Genomic DNA, 19,128 nt, shown 5'->3' with positions numbered 1-19,128 from the left:
GCGAAACGATTATTGCGGGGCGACAATTTGGTCATCTCATCCCTGGCAGACAGTCTTGTGCGCGGCGTCGAATCCATCGGCGACAGCGTGTCCGAGACGTTTTTCGAGCCTGTCATCCGTCTGGGCGTCACCGGTCTGGCACGCTCCGGCAAGACGGTTTTCATCACGTCGCTGGTGGCAAACCTGCTGGACCGGGGCCGCATGAGCGGCCTGGTTGCGCAGCAAGAGGGGCGGATCAACGCGGCCTACCTGCAACCGCAGCCAGACGACACGGTCCCGCGGTTCGACTACGAATCTCACCTCTCCGACCTGACTGGCCCAAAGCCGCACTGGCCCGAAAGCACACGCGCGGTGTCCGAACTTCGCCTGTCCTTCAAAGCCCGACCGGCCGGGTTGCTGGCAGGGCTTCAGGGACCGCGCACCGTTCATCTGGACATCGTGGACTATCCCGGCGAGTGGCTTCTGGACCTCGCGCTGCTGGACAAAACCTACGCGGACTGGTCGCAGGAGACGCTGTCGCGCATCGAAAACCGCCCCGAGGCAGCCGAGTTTCTGGCGCAGGCCCGTGGCACCGATTTGACAGCGGAGCATGGTGAGCCCACCGCGCAGGCTCTGGCCGCTGCGTTCACGACCTATCTGAACACCGCGCGGGACGCTGGTTTCTATGATTGCACGCCGGGTCGTTTTCTGTTGCCGGGCGATCTAGCAGGCTCTCCGGTTCTGACCTTTGCGCCTTTGCCAGTCTCCGACCCCTCGCGCCGTCGCACCCTGCAGCGCGAGATGGAGCGGCGCTACGAGGCTTATAAATCCCAAGTGGTGAAGCCGTTTTTTCGCGATCATTTCTCACGGATCGACCGTCAGGTTGTGCTGGTCGATGCGCTGGGCGCAATCCACAAAGGCCCGCAGGCGGTCGAGGATATGCGCCGCGCCATGGGCGATATCCTTTCGGCCTTTCGTCCGGGGCGCAACGCGTGGCTCAGTCAGTTGCTGCTGGGCAAACGGGTTGAACGCATTCTGTTTGCGGCCACCAAGGCCGACCACCTGCACCACACGCAACACCCCCGCCTGACCGCGATCATGGAGGCCCTGACGCGTGAGGCGCGGGATCGGGCGAGCTTCGCCGGTGCTGAAACGGCGGCCCTGTCACTGGCCTCGCTGCGTGCCACGACCGAAGAGATGCGCAGCCACAACGGGACCGAGCTGCCCTGCATTCGGGGCACCTTGCTGGACAGTGGCAAACAAGCCGCGTTCTACCCCGGAGAGCTGCCGGATGATCCATCCCATCTGCTTGGCCCGGCCCGAAACGGGGCCGAGGTGTGGCTTGGCGATGACTATGGTTTCATGTCCTTCGCTCCGGCCCAGTTGACGCTGCGCCCCGGCGACGGCCCGCCGCATATCCGGTTGGATCGGGCCGCGCAGTTCCTGATCGGAGATCGGCTGTGACGGTTACGCTCCGCCCCGCCCGCAGCACCGATGCCGGTGCGACCGGGGAAATCCTGCACGGGTTTTCGCGCGAGAATGACTGGATGCCCGACCTCCACAGCTGCGCTGAAACAATCGCCTTTTGCGGCCGTATGATTGATCAGGGCTGGGTCACCGTTGCCGAGGTCTCGGACACAGTGGTTGGATTTCTGGCCCTGAACGGAACGGATGTGCATTCCCTGTATCTGACGCCTGCGGTGCGCGGGCAGGGGATCGGCAAGCGGTTGCTTGATCATGCTAAAACGAAGCACTCGCGGCTGACGCTGTTTGCATTTCAGGCCAACGCCGGCGCGTGCAGGTTCTATGAACGCAACGGCTTTGCCGAGGTCGCCCGAAGCGAAGGGGCGGACAACGATGAAAACCTGCCTGACATCAAATATGTCTGGCGCAGTGAAGGGGCAGAGAATGGCTAAAGGTCCGGTCCTGATCGACCTCGAAACAGATGAGCCTGCCGCTGACGTGGCCAAGGCCCCTCCGGTACCCGATCTGGTGCCGCCGCAAGGGCAGGCCATGCAAAGCGCGGCGCGATTTGCCGCCCGCAAACCCTCAGCCTTGGCGCGATGGTTCTGGGGGTTGGCGCTGGCAGTTGTCGGGGCTGCGATTTCGGTCGCCGCATGGGATTTCGCGACCTCGCTGATCGCACGCGCGCCCATTCTGGGCTGGGGTGTCACCGGTTTGATCGCAGCGTTGGTCCTTGTCGCACTGATCATCGCTATACGGGAACTGGCCGCAATTGGTCGCCTGTCTCGCGTCGACGGATTGCGCCGTGCGGCGGATGAGGCCTTGGCGGATGCCGACCTGACCAAGGCGCGCGAGGTCACGACCCGCCTGATTGCCTTCTACAAAGGCCGGGATGAGACCAAATGGGGCCGTGATCGGCTGTCCGAACGTATGTCAGAACAATTCGACGCCTCTGGCCTGTTGGCTTTGGCCGAGGATGAACTGCTGGCCCCCTTGGACGCCGCCGCCAGTCGCGAGGTTGAGGCGGCAGCCCGTCAGGTCGCCACGGTCACGGCCTTGGTGCCTCTGGCCCTTGCGGATGTGGTCACGGCCCTTGCGGCATCACTTCGAATGATCCGGAGGGTGGCCGAGATCTATGGCGGTCGGGCCGGGTTTCTGGGCAGCTGGCGACTGACACGCGCGGTTTTCGTGCATCTGGTGGCGACCGGCGCGGTGGCTGTCGGCGACGATCTGCTGGAGCCTGTTCTGGGCGGCTCGGTCCTCAGCAAATTGTCGCGCCGTTTTGGCGAAGGGTTGGTGAACGGTGCCCTTAGCGCCCGCGTCGGGGTGGCCGCGATGGAAGTGTGTCGACCCTTGCCCTTCTCAGATCGTCACAAACCGTCGGTCCGCACGATGATCAAAAGGGCGTTGCAGGGGCTGTTCAGCAAGACTTGATCTGACGCAAGGCGGGATGGCATGCCATTCGTCACAGTGAATGTGACAGAAAGCGAGCCATGACAGATCACGGTCACAGCCAGCAGGAAATCGAACAGAGAATAAGTGACCCGCCCGGGCGGGGCGTTTTGCGTGACATCGTGTATGGGGGCATAGACGGGTCGGTCACCACATTCGCGATCGTTGCTGGTGTTGCGGGCGCCGGGTTGTCCTCGTTCGTGATTGTCGCTCTGGGCTTGGCGAATGTACTGGCTGACGGGTTTTCGATGGCCGTTGGCAACTATTCAGGCACCAAGGCCGAATTGGACAATATCAAACGCATTCGAGCCATCGAACAGCGTCACATCGCGCTCTACCCAGATGGCGAACGCGATGAGGTGCGCGAGATCCTTGCGCAGAAGGGTTTGTCCGGGCAGGTGTTGGAGGATGCGACAGAAGCTATCACCGCGGACCGCGAAAACTGGATCAACCTGATGATCGAGGGCGAATACGGGCTTGGCAGTGTCGATCCGCATCCCGTGAAGGCTGCGATGGCCACGTTTCTTGCCTTTCTGGTGGCCGGGATGGTGCCTCTGCTGCCGTTTCTGCTGGCTCTGGACAACGCTTTCACTGTCTCCGTCTGCATGACGATGGGAGTGTTTTTCGCCATCGGAGCGCTGAAAAGCCGATGGTCGCTGACCCCGTGGTGGCGCTCGGGGCTTGAGACGTTCGCAATCGGTGGCGCGGCGGCTATGATTGCCTATTTCGTGGGGTCGTTGTTTCACCCTTAGCCCAATGATGTAGCGCTATTCGTCGCATGGGGCGGAGCCTCTGGACCATCGGGCATGGGCGGCTTATAAGCGCCCCCATGTATGACCGGATGGCCATCATTATTCGAATTATATCCCCGGCGCTCTGACCCTCTGAGACGCCGGGCAAAGGTGTTTGAGACTTCGCACCGACCGCTTCGATCCTAGTACGACCAGATCATCCAAAGGACGCCCCCAATGTGCGCCGACACGATCCAGACACCTGACTACAAAGACACGCTGAACCTGCCCAAGACCGAATTCCCCATGCGCGCCGGATTGCCCAAGCGCGAACCCGCATGGCTAGAGCGTTGGGAAAAGATTGGCGTCTACGACCGCCTGCGCGAGAAACAGGGCCGCACGCCCTTCACCCTGCACGATGGTCCCCCCTACGCCAACGGTCACCTGCATATCGGCCACGCGCTGAACAAAACGATCAAGGACATGATCGTGCGCAGTCATCAGATGATGGGCTTTGATGCGCGCTACGTGCCCGGCTGGGACTGTCACGGTCTGCCCATCGAGTGGAAGATCGAGGAACAGTATCGCAAGAAGGGCAAGAACAAGGACGAGGTGAACATCGTCGACTTCCGTCAGGAATGCCGCAAGTTCGCAGAAGGCTGGATCGACATCCAGCGCGAAGAGTTCAAGCGCCTGGGCATCACCGGCAACTGGCCCGATCCCTACATAACCATGGACTACCACGCGGAGGCGGTGATCGCGGACGAGTTCATGAAGTTCCTGATGAACGGCACACTTTACCAAGGCTCAAAGCCCGTGATGTGGTCGCCCATCGAGAAGACCGCCTTGGCCGAGGCTGAGGTTGAGTATCACGACAAGGAAAGCTTCACCATCTGGGTAAGCTTCTCAATGGCTTCCGGGGCACGTCCTGTTTTGGTCCGGAACTCCGAGAACTACTCTATTGAAAATGAAATGGAGATGGGGCGCAAAGCGGCCAAAGCTCGTGTTGTAATCTGGACAACAACTCCTTGGACAATGCCTTCCAACAAAGCCGTTGCCTTCAGCGACTCGATTTCCTACGGCCTCTACGAGGTTGTGGAAGCAGACGAAGACAATTGGGCACAGGTCGGAGACACTTACTTTATCGCTGACAATTTGGCGGAAAATGTATTCATCAAAGCGCGTTGCAAAGCCGAGCGACTGGCCACTGCTTCAGGCTTTGAGCGAGTTGTACTCAAACACCCTCTTCACAGCGATAACTTGGACGACGAAAGCAAGGAAGCCAGTGCCGGACACTGGGACTACGAGGTCCCCATGGTGGTTGGTGATTTTGTTACAGATACCGAAGGCACCGGTTTCGTCCATTGTGCGCCCTCGCACGGGATGGAGGAATTCGAACTGTTCCGGGACAAAGGCATGCTGGAAGAGGTCATCACCTATAACGTGATGGACGATGGTTCGTTCCGTGTCGATCTGCCGTTCTTTGGCGGCAAGTTCATCCTGTCCCGCAAGGGCGGCGAAGGTGACGCGAACAAAGCCGTCATCGATAAGCTGGCCGAGGTCGGCGGGCTGCTGGCACGTGGTAAGATCAAGCACAGCTATCCGCATTCGTGGCGCTCAAAAGCTCCGATCATCTACCGCAACACGCCGCAGTGGTTTGCATCCGTTGACCGCAAGCTGGACGACGGCATGGGTGAGATGGGGGACACTATCCGTGAACGCGCCCTGCGCTCGATCGACGAATTGGTGAAATGGACGCCGCAGACCGGCCGAAACCGCCTTTATTCCATGATCGAGGCGCGCCCTGATTGGGTTCTGTCGCGCCAGCGCGCTTGGGGTGTGCCGCTGACCTGCTTTACCAAGAAAGGCGCTCTGCCCACCGACGCAGATTACCTGCTGCGTAACGCGGACCTCAACGCGCGTATCAAGGCGGCGTTTGAGAAGGACGGCGCGGATATCTGGTACACTGAAGGCTTCAAAGAGCAGGTGCTGGATGGCATCGCCAATCCGGATGACTACGATCAGGTGTTTGACGTGCTGGATGTGTGGTTCGACTCAGGCTCGACCCATGCCTTCGTTCTGCGTGACCGTGAGGACGGCACTGAGGACGGCATCGCCGATGTCTATATGGAAGGCACCGACCAGCACCGCGGTTGGTTCCATTCGTCGATGCTGCAGGCCTGCGGCACCAAAGGCCGCGCGCCCTACCGCAACGTGGTGACCCATGGTTTCACGCTGGATGCCAAGGGCAACAAGATGTCCAAATCGCTTGGCAACACCATCGTGCCGGAGGAGGTCGTCAAGCAATACGGCGCTGATATCCTGCGTCTGTGGGTGGCTCAGACCGACTATACCGCCGATCAGCGGATCGGGCCGGAAATCCTGAAAGGCACCGCCGACAGCTATCGCCGTCTGCGCAACACGATGCGGTTCATGCTGGGATCTTTGGCCGACTTCACTGAGGCGGACCGCGTCGCGCCCGAGGATATGCCGCGTCTGGAACGCTGGGTGCTCAGCCGTCTGGCCGACCTGGATGAGCAGGTCCGCAAAGGCTACGCAGAGTTCGATTTCCAGGGCGTGTTCAGCGCGGTCTTCACCTTTGCCACGGTAGATCTGTCGTCCTTCTACTTCGACGTCCGTAAGGACGCGCTCTACTGCGACGGCGACAGCCTGCGTCGCCGCGCGGCCTGCACTGTGCTGGATATCCTGTTCCACCGTTTGACCACATGGCTGGCTCCGGTTCTGGTCTTCACCATGGAAGAGGTTTGGCTGGAGCGGTTCCCCGACGACGACAGCTCGGTCCATCTGGTGGACTTCCCGGAGACACCGGCCGATTGGCATGATGCCGCGTTGGAAGAGGCCGTTGCCAAGGTCCGCCGTGTACGCCGCGCCGTGACCGCCGCATTAGAGGTTCAGCGTCAGGACAAGGTGATCGGCTCAAGCCTCGAGGCTGCTCCGATCGTGCATGTCGAAGATCAGGACACTGTTGCGCTGTTGGCGACGTTTGATGTGGACGATCTGTGCATCACTTCGGGCCTGACTGTCTCCAAGGACCCGGCCCCGGCCGAAGCCTTCCGCGTGCCCGAGATTGAAGGCGTTGGTGTGGTTTTTGAGAAGGCGGAAGGCGACAAATGCCAACGCTGCTGGAAGATTCTGCCCGACGTGGGACGGCATAGTCATGCGGGCGTCTGTGGGCGCTGTGATGAAGCACTGAGCTGAAGTGCCTCTTGAGTGCGGTGGGCTGAGTCTTTTGCGAGGCTCTGCCTCGCGCTCCGAGGTATTTTTGAACAGAAGAAGAGGTGGGCGCGGCGCGTTATGGGTTGCGCTTTGCCTGCAAAGGCTGGCAGCCTTCGCTCATGCCGATGATTGCAGTACAGACCCAGTTCGGGTGTCTTGGGGTTGAGGAACAGGACGGGGCGATTACGCGTCTTGTCTGGGACGGCGTGAGCGACGGGCCCGAGACACCGTTGTTGCGTGAAGCGGCGGCGCAGCTGACGGCCTATGATGACGGGCGGCTTGAGCGGTTCGATCTGCCTTATCATGTTTCAGGGTCCGATTTTCAGCGTCAAGTCTGTGATTTGATGTACGCGATCCCGCTCGGCGAGACTCGCACTTATGGGGATATCGCAAGGGAACTGGGTCAGCCGCCTCAGCCGGTGGGGCAGGCCTGTGGGGCGAACCCGATCCCTGTCATCATTCCGTGCCATCGTGTTCTTGCGGCCAATGGGTTGGGCGGGTTCTCAGGCGACGGCGGAGTTGAGACCAAAGTGGCCCTGTTGCTACACGAAAAGGCGGCGGGTCTGTTGATCTGATCGGTGAAAACCTGTTGCATTCCAACGTCTCGAGCCTCACCTTGTTTCAAAAGGAGAGTTCGAAGGATCCTATTGAATGACCGACCAAGCAGAACGCGCCGCAGAAAAGAAAGCCATCATTGACCGTCTGATGTCGCTGGAGGCGCAGGAACTGGCCACGGCTCAGGCGCATTACGACGCCTTTTTGAAAGATGCCCAACTGGATGACCGGGAAGGGCATGACAAGGATGATATCGCTGCCTCGCGTGAGAATGCGGACCTTGCTGCGGCGTTCGACGCACCGGTACACGCGCATCACGCCAAGATCGACGTGATCGAGAACACCAATTTCGGTATCACCGATACGGTTCAGCCCGGCGCGGTCATCAAGTTCAACAATCGCCGTTTTGTTGTCTGCGTCTCGACCACTCGTTTCGATGTGGACGGCAAGACCTATATGGGTATCTCAACCCAGAGCCCGATTTATCTGGCCATGATTGGCTTGCAGGCGGGCGACATCTTCACCCATAACGGGATCGAGTTTGAGGTTCAGGACGTTTTGTAATCGGCGCTTTTGCGTTGCGGAATGATCTGCTGCGCGATGCCTGCGAAGACCAGATAAAGACTGGTCACCACCAAACCCCAATGCGCCCAGCTTTCCGGGTGGAAGTCTACCCAGGCTGCCCAACCGGCAAAGAAGGTCCAGGCCAGTGCCATCGGCAGGGTCACGCTCCGCCAACGCTCAGTGCGGACGGGGTGGACGAATTTTAACGGTAGGAACATAGCGACGGCCAGAAGAGTTACCAGGACAAGGCTGACCCAAAAGTTCGGTTCGAGCGCGAAGATCACGATGACAAACATGTTCCAGCATCCGGGAAAGCCGGAGAACGAGTTATCCTTGGTCTTCATCCGCGTGTCGGCAAAGTACATGGCGCTGGCAAAAGTGATGACGATGATCGCAAACCAGCCGGTCCAGCCATCCATCAAGCCGGATTTGAACAATGCATAAGCCGGTATGAACACATAGGTCAGGTAGTCGATGATGAGATCCAACAGGACACCATCAAACTCGGGCGCGTTTTTCTTGACGTGATAGTGGCGGGCCAGGGGGCCGTCGATGCCGTCGACGATGAAGGACACCACTAGCCACAGATACATTAGGCTCCATTTTTCATCCACGGCCGCCAGCATGGCGAGCATTGCGAAAACGGCTCCGGTTGCGGTGAAAAGATGAACGGCAAGCGCTTTGAATCTAAGTGTCATGCCCGTGTCATGAAGGATGTGGGGGGCAGATGCAAAGCAAAAAGACAGTTTGGTTGCAAGGACATTGAGGATGCCGTGCTTTTGGACCTCAGGCCTTTGGGTGGGCGCGGTTGTAGACCTCCATCAGGCGGGCGGTATCGACGGCCGTATAGGTCTGGGTGGTGGAGAGCGAGGCGTGGCCCAGAAGCTCTTGAATCGCGCGCAGGTCCCCACCGGCTGAGAGCAGATGCGTAGCAAAACTGTGCCGCATGGCGTGGGGTGTTGCGGTCGCGGGCAGGCCGAGCTGCATGCGGGCCTTGGACATGACCTCTTGGATCGCGCGGGGATTGAGCGCGCCGCCCCGGACACCGCGAAACAGGGCAAGGTTGTCCGATTTCGGGTGCGGGCAGAGTCGAAGATAGTGGTCCACCGCGTCGCGGGCGGCAGGAAGGACAGGGACGATCCTCTCTTTGTCGCCTTTGCCTGTAATGCGCAAGGTTGCTGGCAGGGGGGCATCTGCACCGGTCAGAGACAGCGCCTCGGAGATGCGCAATCCGCAGCCGTAGAGCAGCGTCACAACAGCCACATCACGGGCCGAGACCCAGTCATTGCTGGATTGCAGCTCGACCGTTTCGATCATGGCGCGGGCTGCGTCCTCGGCCAGAGGGCGGGGCAGCTTTTTGGTGAATTTCGGCGCGCGGGTCGAAAGGACGGCAGTTGGCTCGAACCCTTCACGCTCGGCCAGCCAGCGGTAGAAGCTTTTAACGGCGGATAGTTTCCGGGCCAGCGATCGCGCGCCCACGCCGCTTTGGCGTTGATCGGCCATCCAGGCACGCATGTCCGAAACGGTGATGCGTTCGAGCGCGGCGATGCCCTGGCGGTCTCCGTGGTGGAGAGTCATAAAGGACAGGAAATCAGTGACATCCCCGCGATAGGCGTTTTGGGTGTTTTGAGACCGGCCTGCCAGCGCGCCCAGGCTCTCCAACCAGTGTTGGAGGGCGTCTCGGCAAGCTGGCGAAATCAGGCTCACGACAGCCAGTGGCGCATCGAGCGTTCGAACACGCCAGCAAAGAACGACAGCAAATCGGTGCCAAGTTGCGGCGTGAAATGCCTAGGGTCCGAGGCCCCCATGACAATCAGACCGGGCAGGCGACCGGGGCCGAGATCCAGTTTCAGGCAGGCCTCGGATCTGAGTTGAGCGGCAAGATTGCCGAATACCCGTTGGTTGGGCTTCTGAATTTCGCGCAAGATGACGCCGCGGGCAGGACCGCCGCGATCATAGGTGAGGTATTGGTCGACGAAGCCCGGTTCGACAACGGTCAACGTGCCGCCCAGCTTGTCGATCGCGGGATCGTCCATAAGGGCGGTGGTTTCCAAAACCAGTGTGATGCGTTGGACCCGCAGGATTTCGGCGACATCCTGGCCGAGGACGCGCAGGAAATCTTCGAATTCAACCGGTTCCAGAAGACGCAGAATGGCGCGGTGGACCTGATTGGTCCCGGCCAGGTTTTCGTAGGCTGCGGCGATGACGGACCGGTGCGTGTCTTCCAGGCGGTCCAGTCTGGCCTCAAGCCGTTGCATGGCGATGCCGCGCAGGTCGATGACGTTGTCGCCTCGGGCCTGTTCATTGGCATTCACCAGTGCCTGCATCAGATCTTTGTCATCCAGCAAAGCATCAGGCTTGGCCAGAATCGCGGCTCGGAGGTTGTCCTCGAGTTTTGGGTTGCTGCTCATGTCCCGTCCGGTCGTTTTTTGTTTTGGCGGCTTATAGCACGGCCAACCGGAATTACCTTGGGAAAAATGCACGTCAGGGTGGATTTCGTGTTGCGCTGTGTCCGGCGCGCTCCCGCCTGTTTGGCGCTGATCAGAGATCAGCCCCGCACAGTTGGGCCGGGCGCGGTGCCTGACGGCACCGCGCGGTCGTGCAAAGGGTCAGAGGATTTTCTGACCTGTTTTGGCCCAGTCTGCCAGGAAGGTTTCCAGGCCTTTGTCCGTCAGCGGGTGGTCGGCCAGTTTCTTGATGACGGCGGGCGGTGCGGTGATCACGTCGGCACCGATGCGCGCGCTGTCGGTCACGTGGTTCACGGTACGGATCGAGGCGGCGAGGATTTCGGTCTCGAACCCGTAGTTGTCATAGACCTGACGGATATCGGCGATCAGATCCATGCCGTCGAGATTGATGTCGTCGAGACGGCCAATGAAGGGCGAGATGAAGGTTGCGCCTGCCTTGGCTGCCAAAAGCGCCTGATTGGCCGAGAAGCACAGCGTCACATTGACCATCTGGCCTTCGTCGCTGAGGGTTTTGCAGGTTTTCAGACCGGCCCATGTCAACGGTACTTTGACCGCGATGTTCGGCGCGATCTTGGCCAGCTTGCGGCCTTCGGCGATCATGTCGTCGGCCTCGGTGGCGACAACTTCGGCGGAGACGGGGCCGTCGACCAGATCACAGATCTCTTTGGTGACTTCCAGAATGTCGCGGCCTGATTTCAGAATCAGCGAAGGGTTGGTGGTGACGCCATCCACCATGCCCAGGTCGTTCAGTTCGGCAATGGCGTCGATCTCGGCGGTGTCTACGAAGAATTTCATGCGGGCAGTCCTTTGATGGGTTGGCCTTGGTCGCGGATGGCTTTACCTCAAAGAGACCCCTGCTGGAACCCCCTGCATAGGATATGCTGTGAGCGCTAACGGATTTTTCGACGAAGGAGAGCTGGTTGCGGTGTTGACCACGCAGCCTCTGGACCGGACGTTGGACTACAAAGCGCCCGAGGGCGGGTGCTTTCTGGGTGCCTTTGTCGAGGTGCCATTGGGGCCGCGCAAGGTGCTGGGCGTGGTTTGGGGGCCGGGGCAAGGCGGGTTCGATCTGGCCAAGGCGCGGTCCGTGATCCGCGTGCTTGAGGTTGCGCCCATGCGCGAAGAGATGCGGGTGTTTCTAGGGAAAGTGGCGGACTATACGCTTACACCGATGCCTGCGATGCTGCGCCTAGCGACCCGCGCGCCGGGCTTGGGGGATCCGCCCTCGATGCGCAAGGTTTACCGGTTGGGTACGTCTGAACCAGATCGGATGACCGATGCCCGCACCCGGGTGCTAGAGGTGTTGAAGGAATATGGCGGGCTGGCCTTCACCTTGAAGGAACTGGCCGAGCAGGCCGGGGTAACCACCTCTGTCGTCAAAGGGTTGGTCAAACTGGGCGCGGTTCGGGAAGAGGACAGTCCACGCGATCTACCCTATCCTCATCTCGATCCCGAGTTGCCCGGCAAAGACCTGACCGAGGATCAGGCGGCAGCCGTGGCGCGTCTGCAGGCGGGCCAGCGGACGGGCACCTATGGCACAACGCTGCTGAAAGGTGTGACGGGTTCCGGCAAGACCGAGGTCTATCTGGAGGCCGTCGCCGAAGCACTGCGCATGGGACGCCAGGCGCTGGTTCTGCTGCCCGAGATCGCGCTGACGGCCGAATTCCTGACCCGTGTCGAGGCCCGGTTTGGGGCCCGCCCGGCCGAGTGGCACTCGGGGGCTACGATGACTGAACGCCGCCGGGTCTGGCGGATGGTCGGGCAGGGCGATGCGCAACTTGTCGTGGGTGCGCGCTCGGCCCTGTTTCTGCCGTTTCGCGATTTGGGTCTGGTTGTGGTCGATGAGGAACACGACACCTCGTACAAACAGGAAGACGGCGTGCATTACAGTGCGCGGGACATGGCGGTTCTGCGCTCTGCCATTTGCGGCGGGCGGGTGATTCTGGCCAGCGCGACCCCCTCGTTGGAAAGCTGGGCCAATGCCGAGGCTGGCAAGTATGAGCGGCTGGACCTGACCTCGCGCTTCGGGGCGGCGGTTCTGCCCGAGATGAAGCCCATCGACATGCGCGTCGAGCAAATGCAAACGGGGACGTGGATTTCTCCGTCCTTGCGGCAGGCGGTGCGGCAGCGCATCGAAATGGGTGAACAGTCGCTGCTGTTCATCAATCGCCGGGGCTATGCGCCAGTGACTTTGTGCCGGGCCTGTGGAGAGCAGATCGCCTGTGATCACTGCGACGCGCGGATGGTCGAGCACCGATTCCTCAAGCGCCTGATGTGCCATCAATGCGGCGAGACCAAACCAATGCCCGAGGCATGCCCCTCTTGCGGGGTCGAAGGGAAACTGGCCCCGGTCGGGCCAGGGATCGAACGGTTGGCGGAAGAGGCCGAGGCGACCTTCCCCGAGGCCAAGATCGCGATGCTCAGTTCTGACCTGTTCGGGTCTGCCCGCGCGTTGAAGGCCAAGATTGAAGAGATCGCTGAGGGCGACGCCGATATCGTCATCGGCACGCAGCTGGTGGCCAAGGGGCATAACTTTCCCAAGCTGACGCTGGTTGGGGTCATTGATGCCGATCTCAGCCTGCATGGCGCGGATTTGCGCGCGGCAGAGCGGACGTTTCAATTGATGCGGCAGGTGGCGGGACGTGCTGGGCGCGCGGATAAGCCGGGGCAGGCGCTGTTGCAGACGTTTCAGCCCGAGCATCCGGTGATCCGCGCCATTCTGTCGGGTGATGAGGAAGGCTTCTGGAAAGCCGAGGCCGCCGGTCGCCAAGCCGCTGGTGTGCCGCCCTATGGGCGTATGGCGGGGATTGTGCTGTCCGGGCCCGAGGTCGCTCCGGTCTTTGATATCGGCAACGCGATGGCGCGAAATGATGCGCCGTTGCGCGAGATTGGTGCTCAGGTCTTTGGTCCGGCCCCCGCGCCGATTGCCCGCATTCGAGGCAGGCATCGCGTGCGCCTTTTGGTCAAGGCCCCCAAGGGCGCGCGCATTCAGGACGCCATCGCCCGATGGATCGCGCCGCTGCGTCTTAAAGGGGATATCCGCCTGACCGTCGATATCGACCCGCAGAACTTCTACTGACCTCTGCACAGGCGCAGAGCGGATGTGCGCCGGGATCTCTCCTCTCGCCAAAGCGCAAAAATCGGCGTAGAGGGAGTCGCATGTTGAAACCCATGCCACTTTCCGAGGCGCAAAGCTTGCCGTTCTGGCGGCGCCCGATCACGTTGCTGTTCATGATGGCGCTGACCATGCCCATTGCCTTCAATGGGTGGAGCGCGCTGTTGAACAACTTCGTCATCGAAGTGGCGAATTTCGATGGCGCAGATATCGGTTTGCTGCACACGGTGCGGGAAATACCGGGTTTTCTGGCCGTCGGCGTGATCGCTGTGATCATCTTTGTGCGGGAACAGGTGCTGGCCATGATCTCGCTGATGATGCTGGGTGTGGCGACGGCGGTGACTGCATGGTTCCCAAGCCTTGGCGGGCTGTTGTTCGTAACGCTTTTTAGCTCAATCGGCTTTCATTACTACGAGACGGTCAATCAGTCGCTACAGTTACAATGGCTGCCAAAGGACCGCGCGCCGCAGATTCTGGGATGGCTTGTGGCAATGGGCTCGGCGGCCACGGCAGTGGTCTATGGGCTGATCGTCCTGACATGGGACCGTTTCGACCTGTCCTATAACTTCGTCTTCATGATGGCGGGCGGTGCGACGGCGCTGCTGGCTCTGTTTTGTCTGCTAGCCTATCCGCAATTCGACGCGCCGACGCCGCAGACCAAAAAGTTGATCCTGCGCAAACGCTACTGGCTGTATTACGCGCTGCAATTCATGGCGGGCGCGCGCCGCCAGATCTTTGTGGTGTTCGCGGGCTTTATGATGGTTGAGAAATTTGGGTTCGAGGTCCACGAGCTGACCAGCCTGTATCTGATCAACCTCGTGATCAACATGGCTGCGGCTCCGATGCTGGGCAAAGCGGTGTCCAAATTTGGCGAACGCCGGACATTGATCTTTGAATATGCCGGGCTGGCGATTGTTTTCGCGGCCTATGGTGGCATCTACTGGTTTGGGTGGGGCGTGGTTCTGGCGGCGACCCTCTATGTGATCGACCATGTGCTGTTCGCACTGGCTTTGGCCTTGAAAACCTATTTCCAGAAAATCGCCGATCCCGCCGATATCGCACCGACGGCCGCTGTTGCGTTTACCATCAACCATATCGCCGCGGTGTTCCTGCCCGCGCTGCTTGGGCTGCTTTGGGTGGCCTCACCCGGCGCAGTGTTTGCGCTGGCGGCGGCGATGGCGATGATCTCGCTGGCTCTGTCTCTGTTGATCCCGCGCCATCCTGCGCCGGGCAATGAGACGATCCTGACCAAATACGCGCCGGCACCCGCCGAATAGGCGCAAGAGCTTGACCTTGGCGGGCCCACGCCCTAGGCGCTGTCCTGACCCAGACAGGAGGCCCCCATGCCCACATTCACCGCTCTTACCACGCTGACCGGCAAGAAACCCGCCGAAGGTCTTGGCGAAGCGATGGAGCGTCTGGATCCCGAACCCACTGGCGTCGGTGTTTTCGAGGTCGAAGATGGCTCGGGCCTGTGGGAAGTTGGCGGGTATTTCACCGAAGCCCCCGATGAGACGGCGCTGGCCGTGCTGGCCGCGGCCTTTGAGGCAAAGCCCTTTGTGGTGTCCGAGCTGCCCGAAACCGATTGGGTCGCTCATGTGCGCCGCGAGCTGGCCCCTGTCGAGGCAGGTCGTTTCTTTGTCTATGGTAGCCACGACGCCGACAAGCTGCCCGAAGGCTGCATCCCCCTGTTGATCGAGGCCGCGATGGCCTTTGGCACCGGCCACCACGGAACCACTCTGGGCTGTCTGAAGGCGCTGGATCAGTTGCTGGACGAAGGGTTCTCGGCCAGCAAAGTCGCCGATATCGGGTGTGGGACTGCCGTGCTGGCCATGGCGGCTGCGCGTGTTTGGGAAGGCGACATCATCGCCAGTGATATTGATCAGGTTGCCGTTGATGTGGCCGAGGCAAACCTGAAGGCCAATGGCATGTCCGGTCAGGTTCACTGTGTCGAGGCCGCTGGCTTCGATCACCCGGACCTGAACGCGCACGCGCCCTATGATTTGATTTTCGCCAACATCCTGAAGGGTCCGCTGGTCGCTCTGTCGCCGGAAATCTCGGCGAATCTGCGGGCTGGGGGCTATGCAATTCTGTCGGGAATCCTTAACGAACAGGCCGATGATGTGGTGAATGTTTATTCCCAGAATGGCTTCAATCTGCATCGTCGGGGCGAGATTGGTGAATGGACGACGCTAATCTTAAGTAAACAGGGCTAAATCGGGGCCATTTACAGGAGTTTTCTAGAGTCGCGCCACGTTTTTGTCGCAATCTATGCTTACCCTTTTTTAATCATTTTGATGGGGGGCGGTTTTGTGGAGGCTGCCATGGCGGGAAAACAACTGGAATTTGATCAGCGCGTTCAGCGCCTGAACAAGAAGCACTCGAAGCTCAGCAAAGGCTATCGCGCAACGATGCGCAAAGATGGCTTGGTGGTGATGAAGCCGCAAAGGGTTCGCTCGGCGGTTCCGGCCAAGGTTCTGCTGTTTACCCTGCTGGCGGTTTTCGCGTTTAAAGCGTTTCTTTTGTCCAGCCTCGGCCCCTCTGGATATCAATACCGCATCGACAGCCTGAAAGAAGGCACACAGGTCGAACAGGCAGGCGCCTGGATCATGCAGATCGACCCGGTTTCACAGTTCCTCTCGGTTCAGCTCAACAAAGTGCTTTACTAAGCACAAGCTGAAACAGAAAACACCGCGGCCTTTCGGATCGCGGTGTTTCTTTGCGCCCCTACAGGGAGGAGAAAGGGGCGTATAGTGAGGGGGGCGTCTTACCGGCGGCCGTCGGCGAGGGCGTCGATGTCGCCGCGGCACAGGCCGATATCATCCAGTTCGCGGTCGCTCAGACCGGTCAGCACGTTGCGTGTTACGCGGGCGTCGTTCCAATCGGCGGCGGCATGTGCGACCGATGTGAAAAATGCGCCGATACGGCCAACGAGGCCGAATGAGCCAGTGGTGGCGATGCGGGTCGAGTCCAGTGCAGCCATATCCTGTTTCCTTCTGGTTTGTGTGAACATTTGATCTTGCGATCTGAGCGGCATCTAGTGTCGAGGATTTGCCCGCGCAATAGCATTTTTTGCATGTGTCCTATGCAGTTTTTGCAACGCTTTCTGAATCTGTAAGCACCTTAAAAACATGGTTAAAATCGGTTCATAAAAGTGTCGATTTCAGACTTTTCGAAGTCGCAAACCGTCCTTTGTGTCGCGCGCAGGATGGCGGTGTCGTTTTCAGACTTAGGGTCAATTCGCTTGGAAAATGTTCACGCTTCGTGCTATCCGTTGAAAAAAGATCACAAAACCCGAGCGGGCTGAGGCGAAGCATGCGAATTCTGGGCATTGATCCGGGGCTTAGGACCCTGGGGTGGGGCGTCATCGAATCAAATGGCAGCCGGTTGAGCCACGTTTCGAACGGTTTGTGCAAATCCGACGGGGATGATCTGGGCGAGCGGCTGCTGTCTCTGCACAATCAGATCGTCGAGGTCATCGCCGAATATAGGCCCGACCAAGCTGCGATTGAGCAGACTTTCGTGAACAAGGACGGTGCCGGGACGCTGAAACTCGGTCAAGCGCGGGGTGTGGCCTTGCTGACGCTGGCGCAGGCCGGGCTTCCGGTTGGGGAATATGCTCCGAACCGGGTCAAGAAAACCGTCGTTGGCGTAGGGCATGCCGAGAAAGAGCAGGTCCTGCACATGGTCAAGCTGCAGCTGCCAGGGTGTTTGCCCAAGGGCGCGGACGCGGCGGATGCATTGGCGATCGCGATCTGTCATGCGTATTACGGCAAGACACAACAGCCGCGTGTGAAAGAGGTGAGGGCATGATCGGTAAACTGACAGGGCGTCTGGACTATCGCGCCGCAGACCACATCCTGATCGACGTGCGGGGCGTGGGTTACATCGTCTATTGCTCTGACCGGACCATGGCTGCGTTGCCGGGCGTGGGTGAGGCGGTCTCAATCTATACTGACATGGTTGTGCGTGAGGACCTGATGCAGCTCTATGGGTTTCTCTCCCTGATCGAGAAGGAATGGCATCGACTGCTGTGTTCTGTTCAGGGCGTCGGGGCCAAGGTCTCGCTGGCCATTCTCAGCGCGTTAGGGCCGGATGGGGTAAGCCGCGCGATTGCTCTGGGCGATTGGGGCGCGGTGAAGGCTGCCAAGGGGGTTGGTCCGAAAACCGCTCAGCGCATCGTGCTGGACCTTAAGGACAAGGCACCGGGGGTTATGGCGATGGGCGGCACCGTGACCGAGGCGATGGACGGCCCCGCCTTGGAAGTTGTTGAAACCGTCGAGCCGCAGCCCGCGCCGAAACGGACCGCAAAACCGGCCTCGGGGTCGGCGGCGGCCTCGGCGGGGGCGTTGTCGGCCTTGTCGAATCTGGGATATGGCCCATCCGAGGCGGCCTCGGCGGTGGCGGAGGCGGCGGCCAATCTGCCCGACGCGGGCGAGGCTGAATTGATCCGCGCGGCGCTCAAGCTGCTGGCTCCGAAAGGGTGATTGAATGGTAGACGCTGATCCCACGTTGCGGCCAGACCCTCTGCCCGAGGACAATGACCGCGCCCTACGCCCGCAGGGGCTGGATGAGTTCATCGGTCAGGCCGAGGCGCGTGCAAACCTGCGCATCTTCATCCAATCCGCCAAGCAGCGCGGCGAGGCGATGGATCATACGCTGTTCCATGGTCCTCCGGGTTTGGGGAAAACCACGTTGGCGCAGATCATGGCGCGCGAGTTGGGCGTGAATTTCCGTATGACCTCTGGTCCGGTTCTTGCCAAGGCGGGCGACCTGGCGGCGATCCTGACCAATCTGGAAGCGCGGGATGTGTTATTTATCGACGAAATCCATCGCTTAAACCCGGCGGTCGAGGAAGTTCTCTATCCTGCGATGGAAGATTTTGAGCTGGATTTGGTGATTGGCGAAGGTCCAGCAGCGCGAACCGTTCGGATTGAATTGCAGCCGTTTACGCTGGTCGGAGCCACTACGCGGATGGGTCTGCTGACCACGCCGCTGCGCGACCGTTTTGGTATCCCGACCCGGTTGCAATTCTACACGGTCGATGAGTTGCACGAGATTGTCACCCGCAACGCGCGCAAGCTGGGCGCGCCAGCAGACGACGACGGCGCGCGTGAAATTGCGCGCAGGTCGCGAGGGACGCCTCGGATCGCAGGCCGTTTGCTGAGGCGCGTGGTGGACTTTGCAATCGTCGAAGGCGACGGGCGGATTACGCGCGAATTGGCCGATGGCGCGCTGACCCGCTTGGGTGTGGATCATCTCGGGTTGGACGGTGCAGACCGCCGTTATCTGAAACTGGTCGCTGAGAATTATGGCGGTGGTCCGGTTGGGATTGAGACGATGTCGGCGGCCTTGTCGGAAAGTCGCGACTCACTTGAGGAAGTGATCGAGCCATATTTGCTGCAGCAGGGATTGATCCAACGCACGCCACGCGGGCGGATGCTGGCGCAAAAGGCGTGGACGCATTTGGGGATGGCTGCACCAAAAGGTCAAAGCGATCTGTTTGGTTGAAGCTGGCGCTGAGGGATTTTATGCCTTCGGCGAGAGTATTTTTGAAAAGATG

The 19,128-nt window shown here is 60.2% G+C and carries 19 protein-coding genes; 14 read left to right on the top strand and 5 right to left on the bottom strand.

What is annotated here, in order from left to right; genetic code table 11:
• The first annotated feature begins 27 nt into the window (after positions 1-27).
• The 7 genes from J7394_RS15540 (at position 28) to J7394_RS15510 (ending at position 7,982) form a co-directional block, all read left to right on the top strand.
• Positions 28-1,443, top strand: a complete 1,416-nt coding sequence (locus tag J7394_RS15540; RefSeq protein ID WP_209254250.1) for a YcjX family protein — start codon at positions 28-30, stop codon at positions 1,441-1,443.
• A complete protein-coding gene (locus tag J7394_RS15535; protein WP_209254248.1) occupies positions 1,440-1,895 on the top strand; it encodes a GNAT family N-acetyltransferase in 456 nt (151 codons plus the stop codon). Before J7394_RS15540 ends, J7394_RS15535 begins: the two co-directional genes overlap by 4 nt.
• Positions 1,888-2,877: a YcjF family protein gene (locus tag J7394_RS15530; RefSeq protein WP_209254247.1), complete on the top strand. Its 990-nt coding sequence runs from the start codon at positions 1,888-1,890 to the stop codon at positions 2,875-2,877. The genes J7394_RS15535 and J7394_RS15530 overlap by 8 nt, the downstream gene beginning before the upstream one ends.
• Before the next feature lie 59 nt (positions 2,878-2,936).
• Positions 2,937-3,647: a VIT1/CCC1 transporter family protein gene (locus J7394_RS15525; RefSeq protein WP_170639288.1), complete on the top strand. Its 711-nt coding sequence runs from the start codon at positions 2,937-2,939 to the stop codon at positions 3,645-3,647.
• 216 nt (positions 3,648-3,863) lie between these two features.
• Positions 3,864-6,845 carry an isoleucine--tRNA ligase gene (gene ileS, locus J7394_RS15520; protein WP_209254246.1) on the top strand — a complete coding sequence of 994 codons (2,982 nt, stop codon included), beginning with the start codon at positions 3,864-3,866 and terminating at the stop codon, positions 6,843-6,845.
• A 137-nt stretch (positions 6,846-6,982) separates the two neighbouring features.
• Positions 6,983-7,438, top strand: a complete 456-nt coding sequence (locus tag J7394_RS15515) for a methylated-DNA--[protein]-cysteine S-methyltransferase (RefSeq protein WP_209254245.1) — start codon at positions 6,983-6,985, stop codon at positions 7,436-7,438.
• Between the two features lie 76 nt (positions 7,439-7,514).
• Complete coding sequence (locus J7394_RS15510; protein ID WP_209254244.1) at positions 7,515-7,982, top strand: hypothetical protein; 468 nt, start codon at positions 7,515-7,517, stop codon at positions 7,980-7,982.
• Here J7394_RS15510 and J7394_RS15505 read toward each other — a convergent pair.
• From J7394_RS15505 to fsa, 4 genes are all read right to left on the bottom strand, one after another.
• Positions 7,967-8,680 (bottom strand): phosphatidylcholine/phosphatidylserine synthase, encoded by a 714-nt coding sequence (locus tag J7394_RS15505; RefSeq protein WP_170377777.1) that lies wholly within the window; start codon positions 8,678-8,680, stop codon positions 7,967-7,969. The two genes, J7394_RS15510 and J7394_RS15505, sit on opposite strands and share 16 nt — an antisense overlap.
• An 88-nt stretch (positions 8,681-8,768) precedes the next feature.
• On the bottom strand, positions 8,769-9,689 hold the full coding sequence (locus J7394_RS15500) for a tyrosine recombinase XerC (RefSeq protein WP_209254243.1): 921 nt from the start codon (positions 9,687-9,689) through the stop codon (positions 8,769-8,771).
• Complete coding sequence (locus J7394_RS15495; RefSeq protein ID WP_209254242.1) at positions 9,686-10,393, bottom strand: DUF484 family protein; 708 nt, start codon at positions 10,391-10,393, stop codon at positions 9,686-9,688. The genes J7394_RS15500 and J7394_RS15495 overlap by 4 nt, the downstream gene beginning before the upstream one ends.
• 198 nt (positions 10,394-10,591) lie before the next feature.
• Positions 10,592-11,245: a fructose-6-phosphate aldolase gene (fsa, locus tag J7394_RS15490; protein ID WP_209254241.1), complete on the bottom strand. Its 654-nt coding sequence runs from the start codon at positions 11,243-11,245 to the stop codon at positions 10,592-10,594.
• A gap of 88 nt (positions 11,246-11,333) precedes the next feature.
• Here fsa and J7394_RS15485 point away from each other — a divergent pair, with 88 nt between their 5' ends.
• The 4 genes from J7394_RS15485 (at position 11,334) to J7394_RS15470 (ending at position 16,234) form a co-directional block, all read left to right on the top strand.
• Positions 11,334-13,529 carry a primosomal protein N' gene (locus J7394_RS15485; protein WP_209254239.1) on the top strand — a complete coding sequence of 732 codons (2,196 nt, stop codon included), beginning with the start codon at positions 11,334-11,336 and terminating at the stop codon, positions 13,527-13,529.
• A gap of 80 nt (positions 13,530-13,609) precedes the next feature.
• A complete protein-coding gene (locus tag J7394_RS15480; protein ID WP_209254237.1) occupies positions 13,610-14,842 on the top strand; it encodes an MFS transporter in 1,233 nt (410 codons plus the stop codon).
• Positions 14,843-14,908: 66 nt separating this feature from the next.
• Positions 14,909-15,781, top strand: a complete 873-nt coding sequence (locus J7394_RS15475; RefSeq protein ID WP_209254236.1) for a 50S ribosomal protein L11 methyltransferase — start codon at positions 14,909-14,911, stop codon at positions 15,779-15,781.
• Positions 15,782-15,889: 108 nt separating this feature from the next.
• Positions 15,890-16,234: a hypothetical protein gene (locus tag J7394_RS15470; protein WP_170377788.1), complete on the top strand. Its 345-nt coding sequence runs from the start codon at positions 15,890-15,892 to the stop codon at positions 16,232-16,234.
• A gap of 98 nt (positions 16,235-16,332) precedes the next feature.
• Here the strand turns inward: J7394_RS15470 and J7394_RS15465 are convergent, their stop codons facing one another.
• On the bottom strand, positions 16,333-16,548 hold the full coding sequence (locus J7394_RS15465) for a DUF1127 domain-containing protein (RefSeq protein WP_209254234.1): 216 nt from the start codon (positions 16,546-16,548) through the stop codon (positions 16,333-16,335).
• 332 nt (positions 16,549-16,880) lie between these two features.
• Between J7394_RS15465 and ruvC the strand changes: the two genes are divergently transcribed.
• Genes ruvC through ruvB form a run of 3 tightly spaced genes read left to right on the top strand, consistent with a single transcriptional unit; the run spans position 16,881 to position 19,076 of the window.
• Entirely contained in the window at positions 16,881-17,378 is a 498-nt protein-coding gene (gene ruvC / locus J7394_RS15460; protein WP_170377793.1) for a crossover junction endodeoxyribonuclease RuvC, read from the top strand.
• Positions 17,375-18,052: a Holliday junction branch migration protein RuvA gene (gene ruvA / locus J7394_RS15455; RefSeq protein ID WP_170665740.1), complete on the top strand. Its 678-nt coding sequence runs from the start codon at positions 17,375-17,377 to the stop codon at positions 18,050-18,052. Before ruvC ends, ruvA begins: the two co-directional genes overlap by 4 nt.
• Before the next feature lie 4 nt (positions 18,053-18,056).
• On the top strand, positions 18,057-19,076 hold the full coding sequence (gene ruvB / locus J7394_RS15450) for a Holliday junction branch migration DNA helicase RuvB (protein WP_170462271.1): 1,020 nt from the start codon (positions 18,057-18,059) through the stop codon (positions 19,074-19,076).
• Positions 19,077-19,128: the final 52 nt, after the last annotated feature.

The sequence above is a fragment of the Ruegeria sp. R13_0 genome, from assembly GCF_017743995.1.
Taxonomy (GTDB): domain Bacteria; phylum Pseudomonadota; class Alphaproteobacteria; order Rhodobacterales; family Rhodobacteraceae; genus Ruegeria.
The sequence above is the reverse complement of the archived record's forward strand: the minus strand, read 5'-3'. Positions and strand labels throughout refer to the sequence as shown.

Coding starts and splice junctions, on each gene's coding strand:
- J7394_RS15530 (WP_209254247.1), top strand. CDS start 1,888: ATGGCTAAAGGTCCGGTCCTGATCGACCTCGAAACAGATGAGCCTGCC.
- J7394_RS15525 (WP_170639288.1), top strand. CDS start 2,937: ATGACAGATCACGGTCACAGCCAGCAGGAAATCGAACAGAGAATAAGT.
- ileS (WP_209254246.1), top strand. CDS start 3,864: ATGTGCGCCGACACGATCCAGACACCTGACTACAAAGACACGCTGAAC.
- J7394_RS15515 (WP_209254245.1), top strand. CDS start 6,983: ATGCCGATGATTGCAGTACAGACCCAGTTCGGGTGTCTTGGGGTTGAG.
- J7394_RS15510 (WP_209254244.1), top strand. CDS start 7,515: ATGACCGACCAAGCAGAACGCGCCGCAGAAAAGAAAGCCATCATTGAC.
- J7394_RS15505 (WP_170377777.1), bottom strand. CDS start 8,680: ATGACACTTAGATTCAAAGCGCTTGCCGTTCATCTTTTCACCGCAACC.
- J7394_RS15495 (WP_209254242.1), bottom strand. CDS start 10,393: ATGAGCAGCAACCCAAAACTCGAGGACAACCTCCGAGCCGCGATTCTG.
- fsa (WP_209254241.1), bottom strand. CDS start 11,245: ATGAAATTCTTCGTAGACACCGCCGAGATCGACGCCATTGCCGAACTG.
- J7394_RS15480 (WP_209254237.1), top strand. CDS start 13,610: ATGTTGAAACCCATGCCACTTTCCGAGGCGCAAAGCTTGCCGTTCTGG.
- J7394_RS15475 (WP_209254236.1), top strand. CDS start 14,909: ATGCCCACATTCACCGCTCTTACCACGCTGACCGGCAAGAAACCCGCC.
- J7394_RS15470 (WP_170377788.1), top strand. CDS start 15,890: ATGGCGGGAAAACAACTGGAATTTGATCAGCGCGTTCAGCGCCTGAAC.
- J7394_RS15465 (WP_209254234.1), bottom strand. CDS start 16,548: ATGGCTGCACTGGACTCGACCCGCATCGCCACCACTGGCTCATTCGGC.
- ruvC (WP_170377793.1), top strand. CDS start 16,881: ATGCGAATTCTGGGCATTGATCCGGGGCTTAGGACCCTGGGGTGGGGC.
- ruvA (WP_170665740.1), top strand. CDS start 17,375: ATGATCGGTAAACTGACAGGGCGTCTGGACTATCGCGCCGCAGACCAC.
- ruvB (WP_170462271.1), top strand. CDS start 18,057: ATGGTAGACGCTGATCCCACGTTGCGGCCAGACCCTCTGCCCGAGGAC.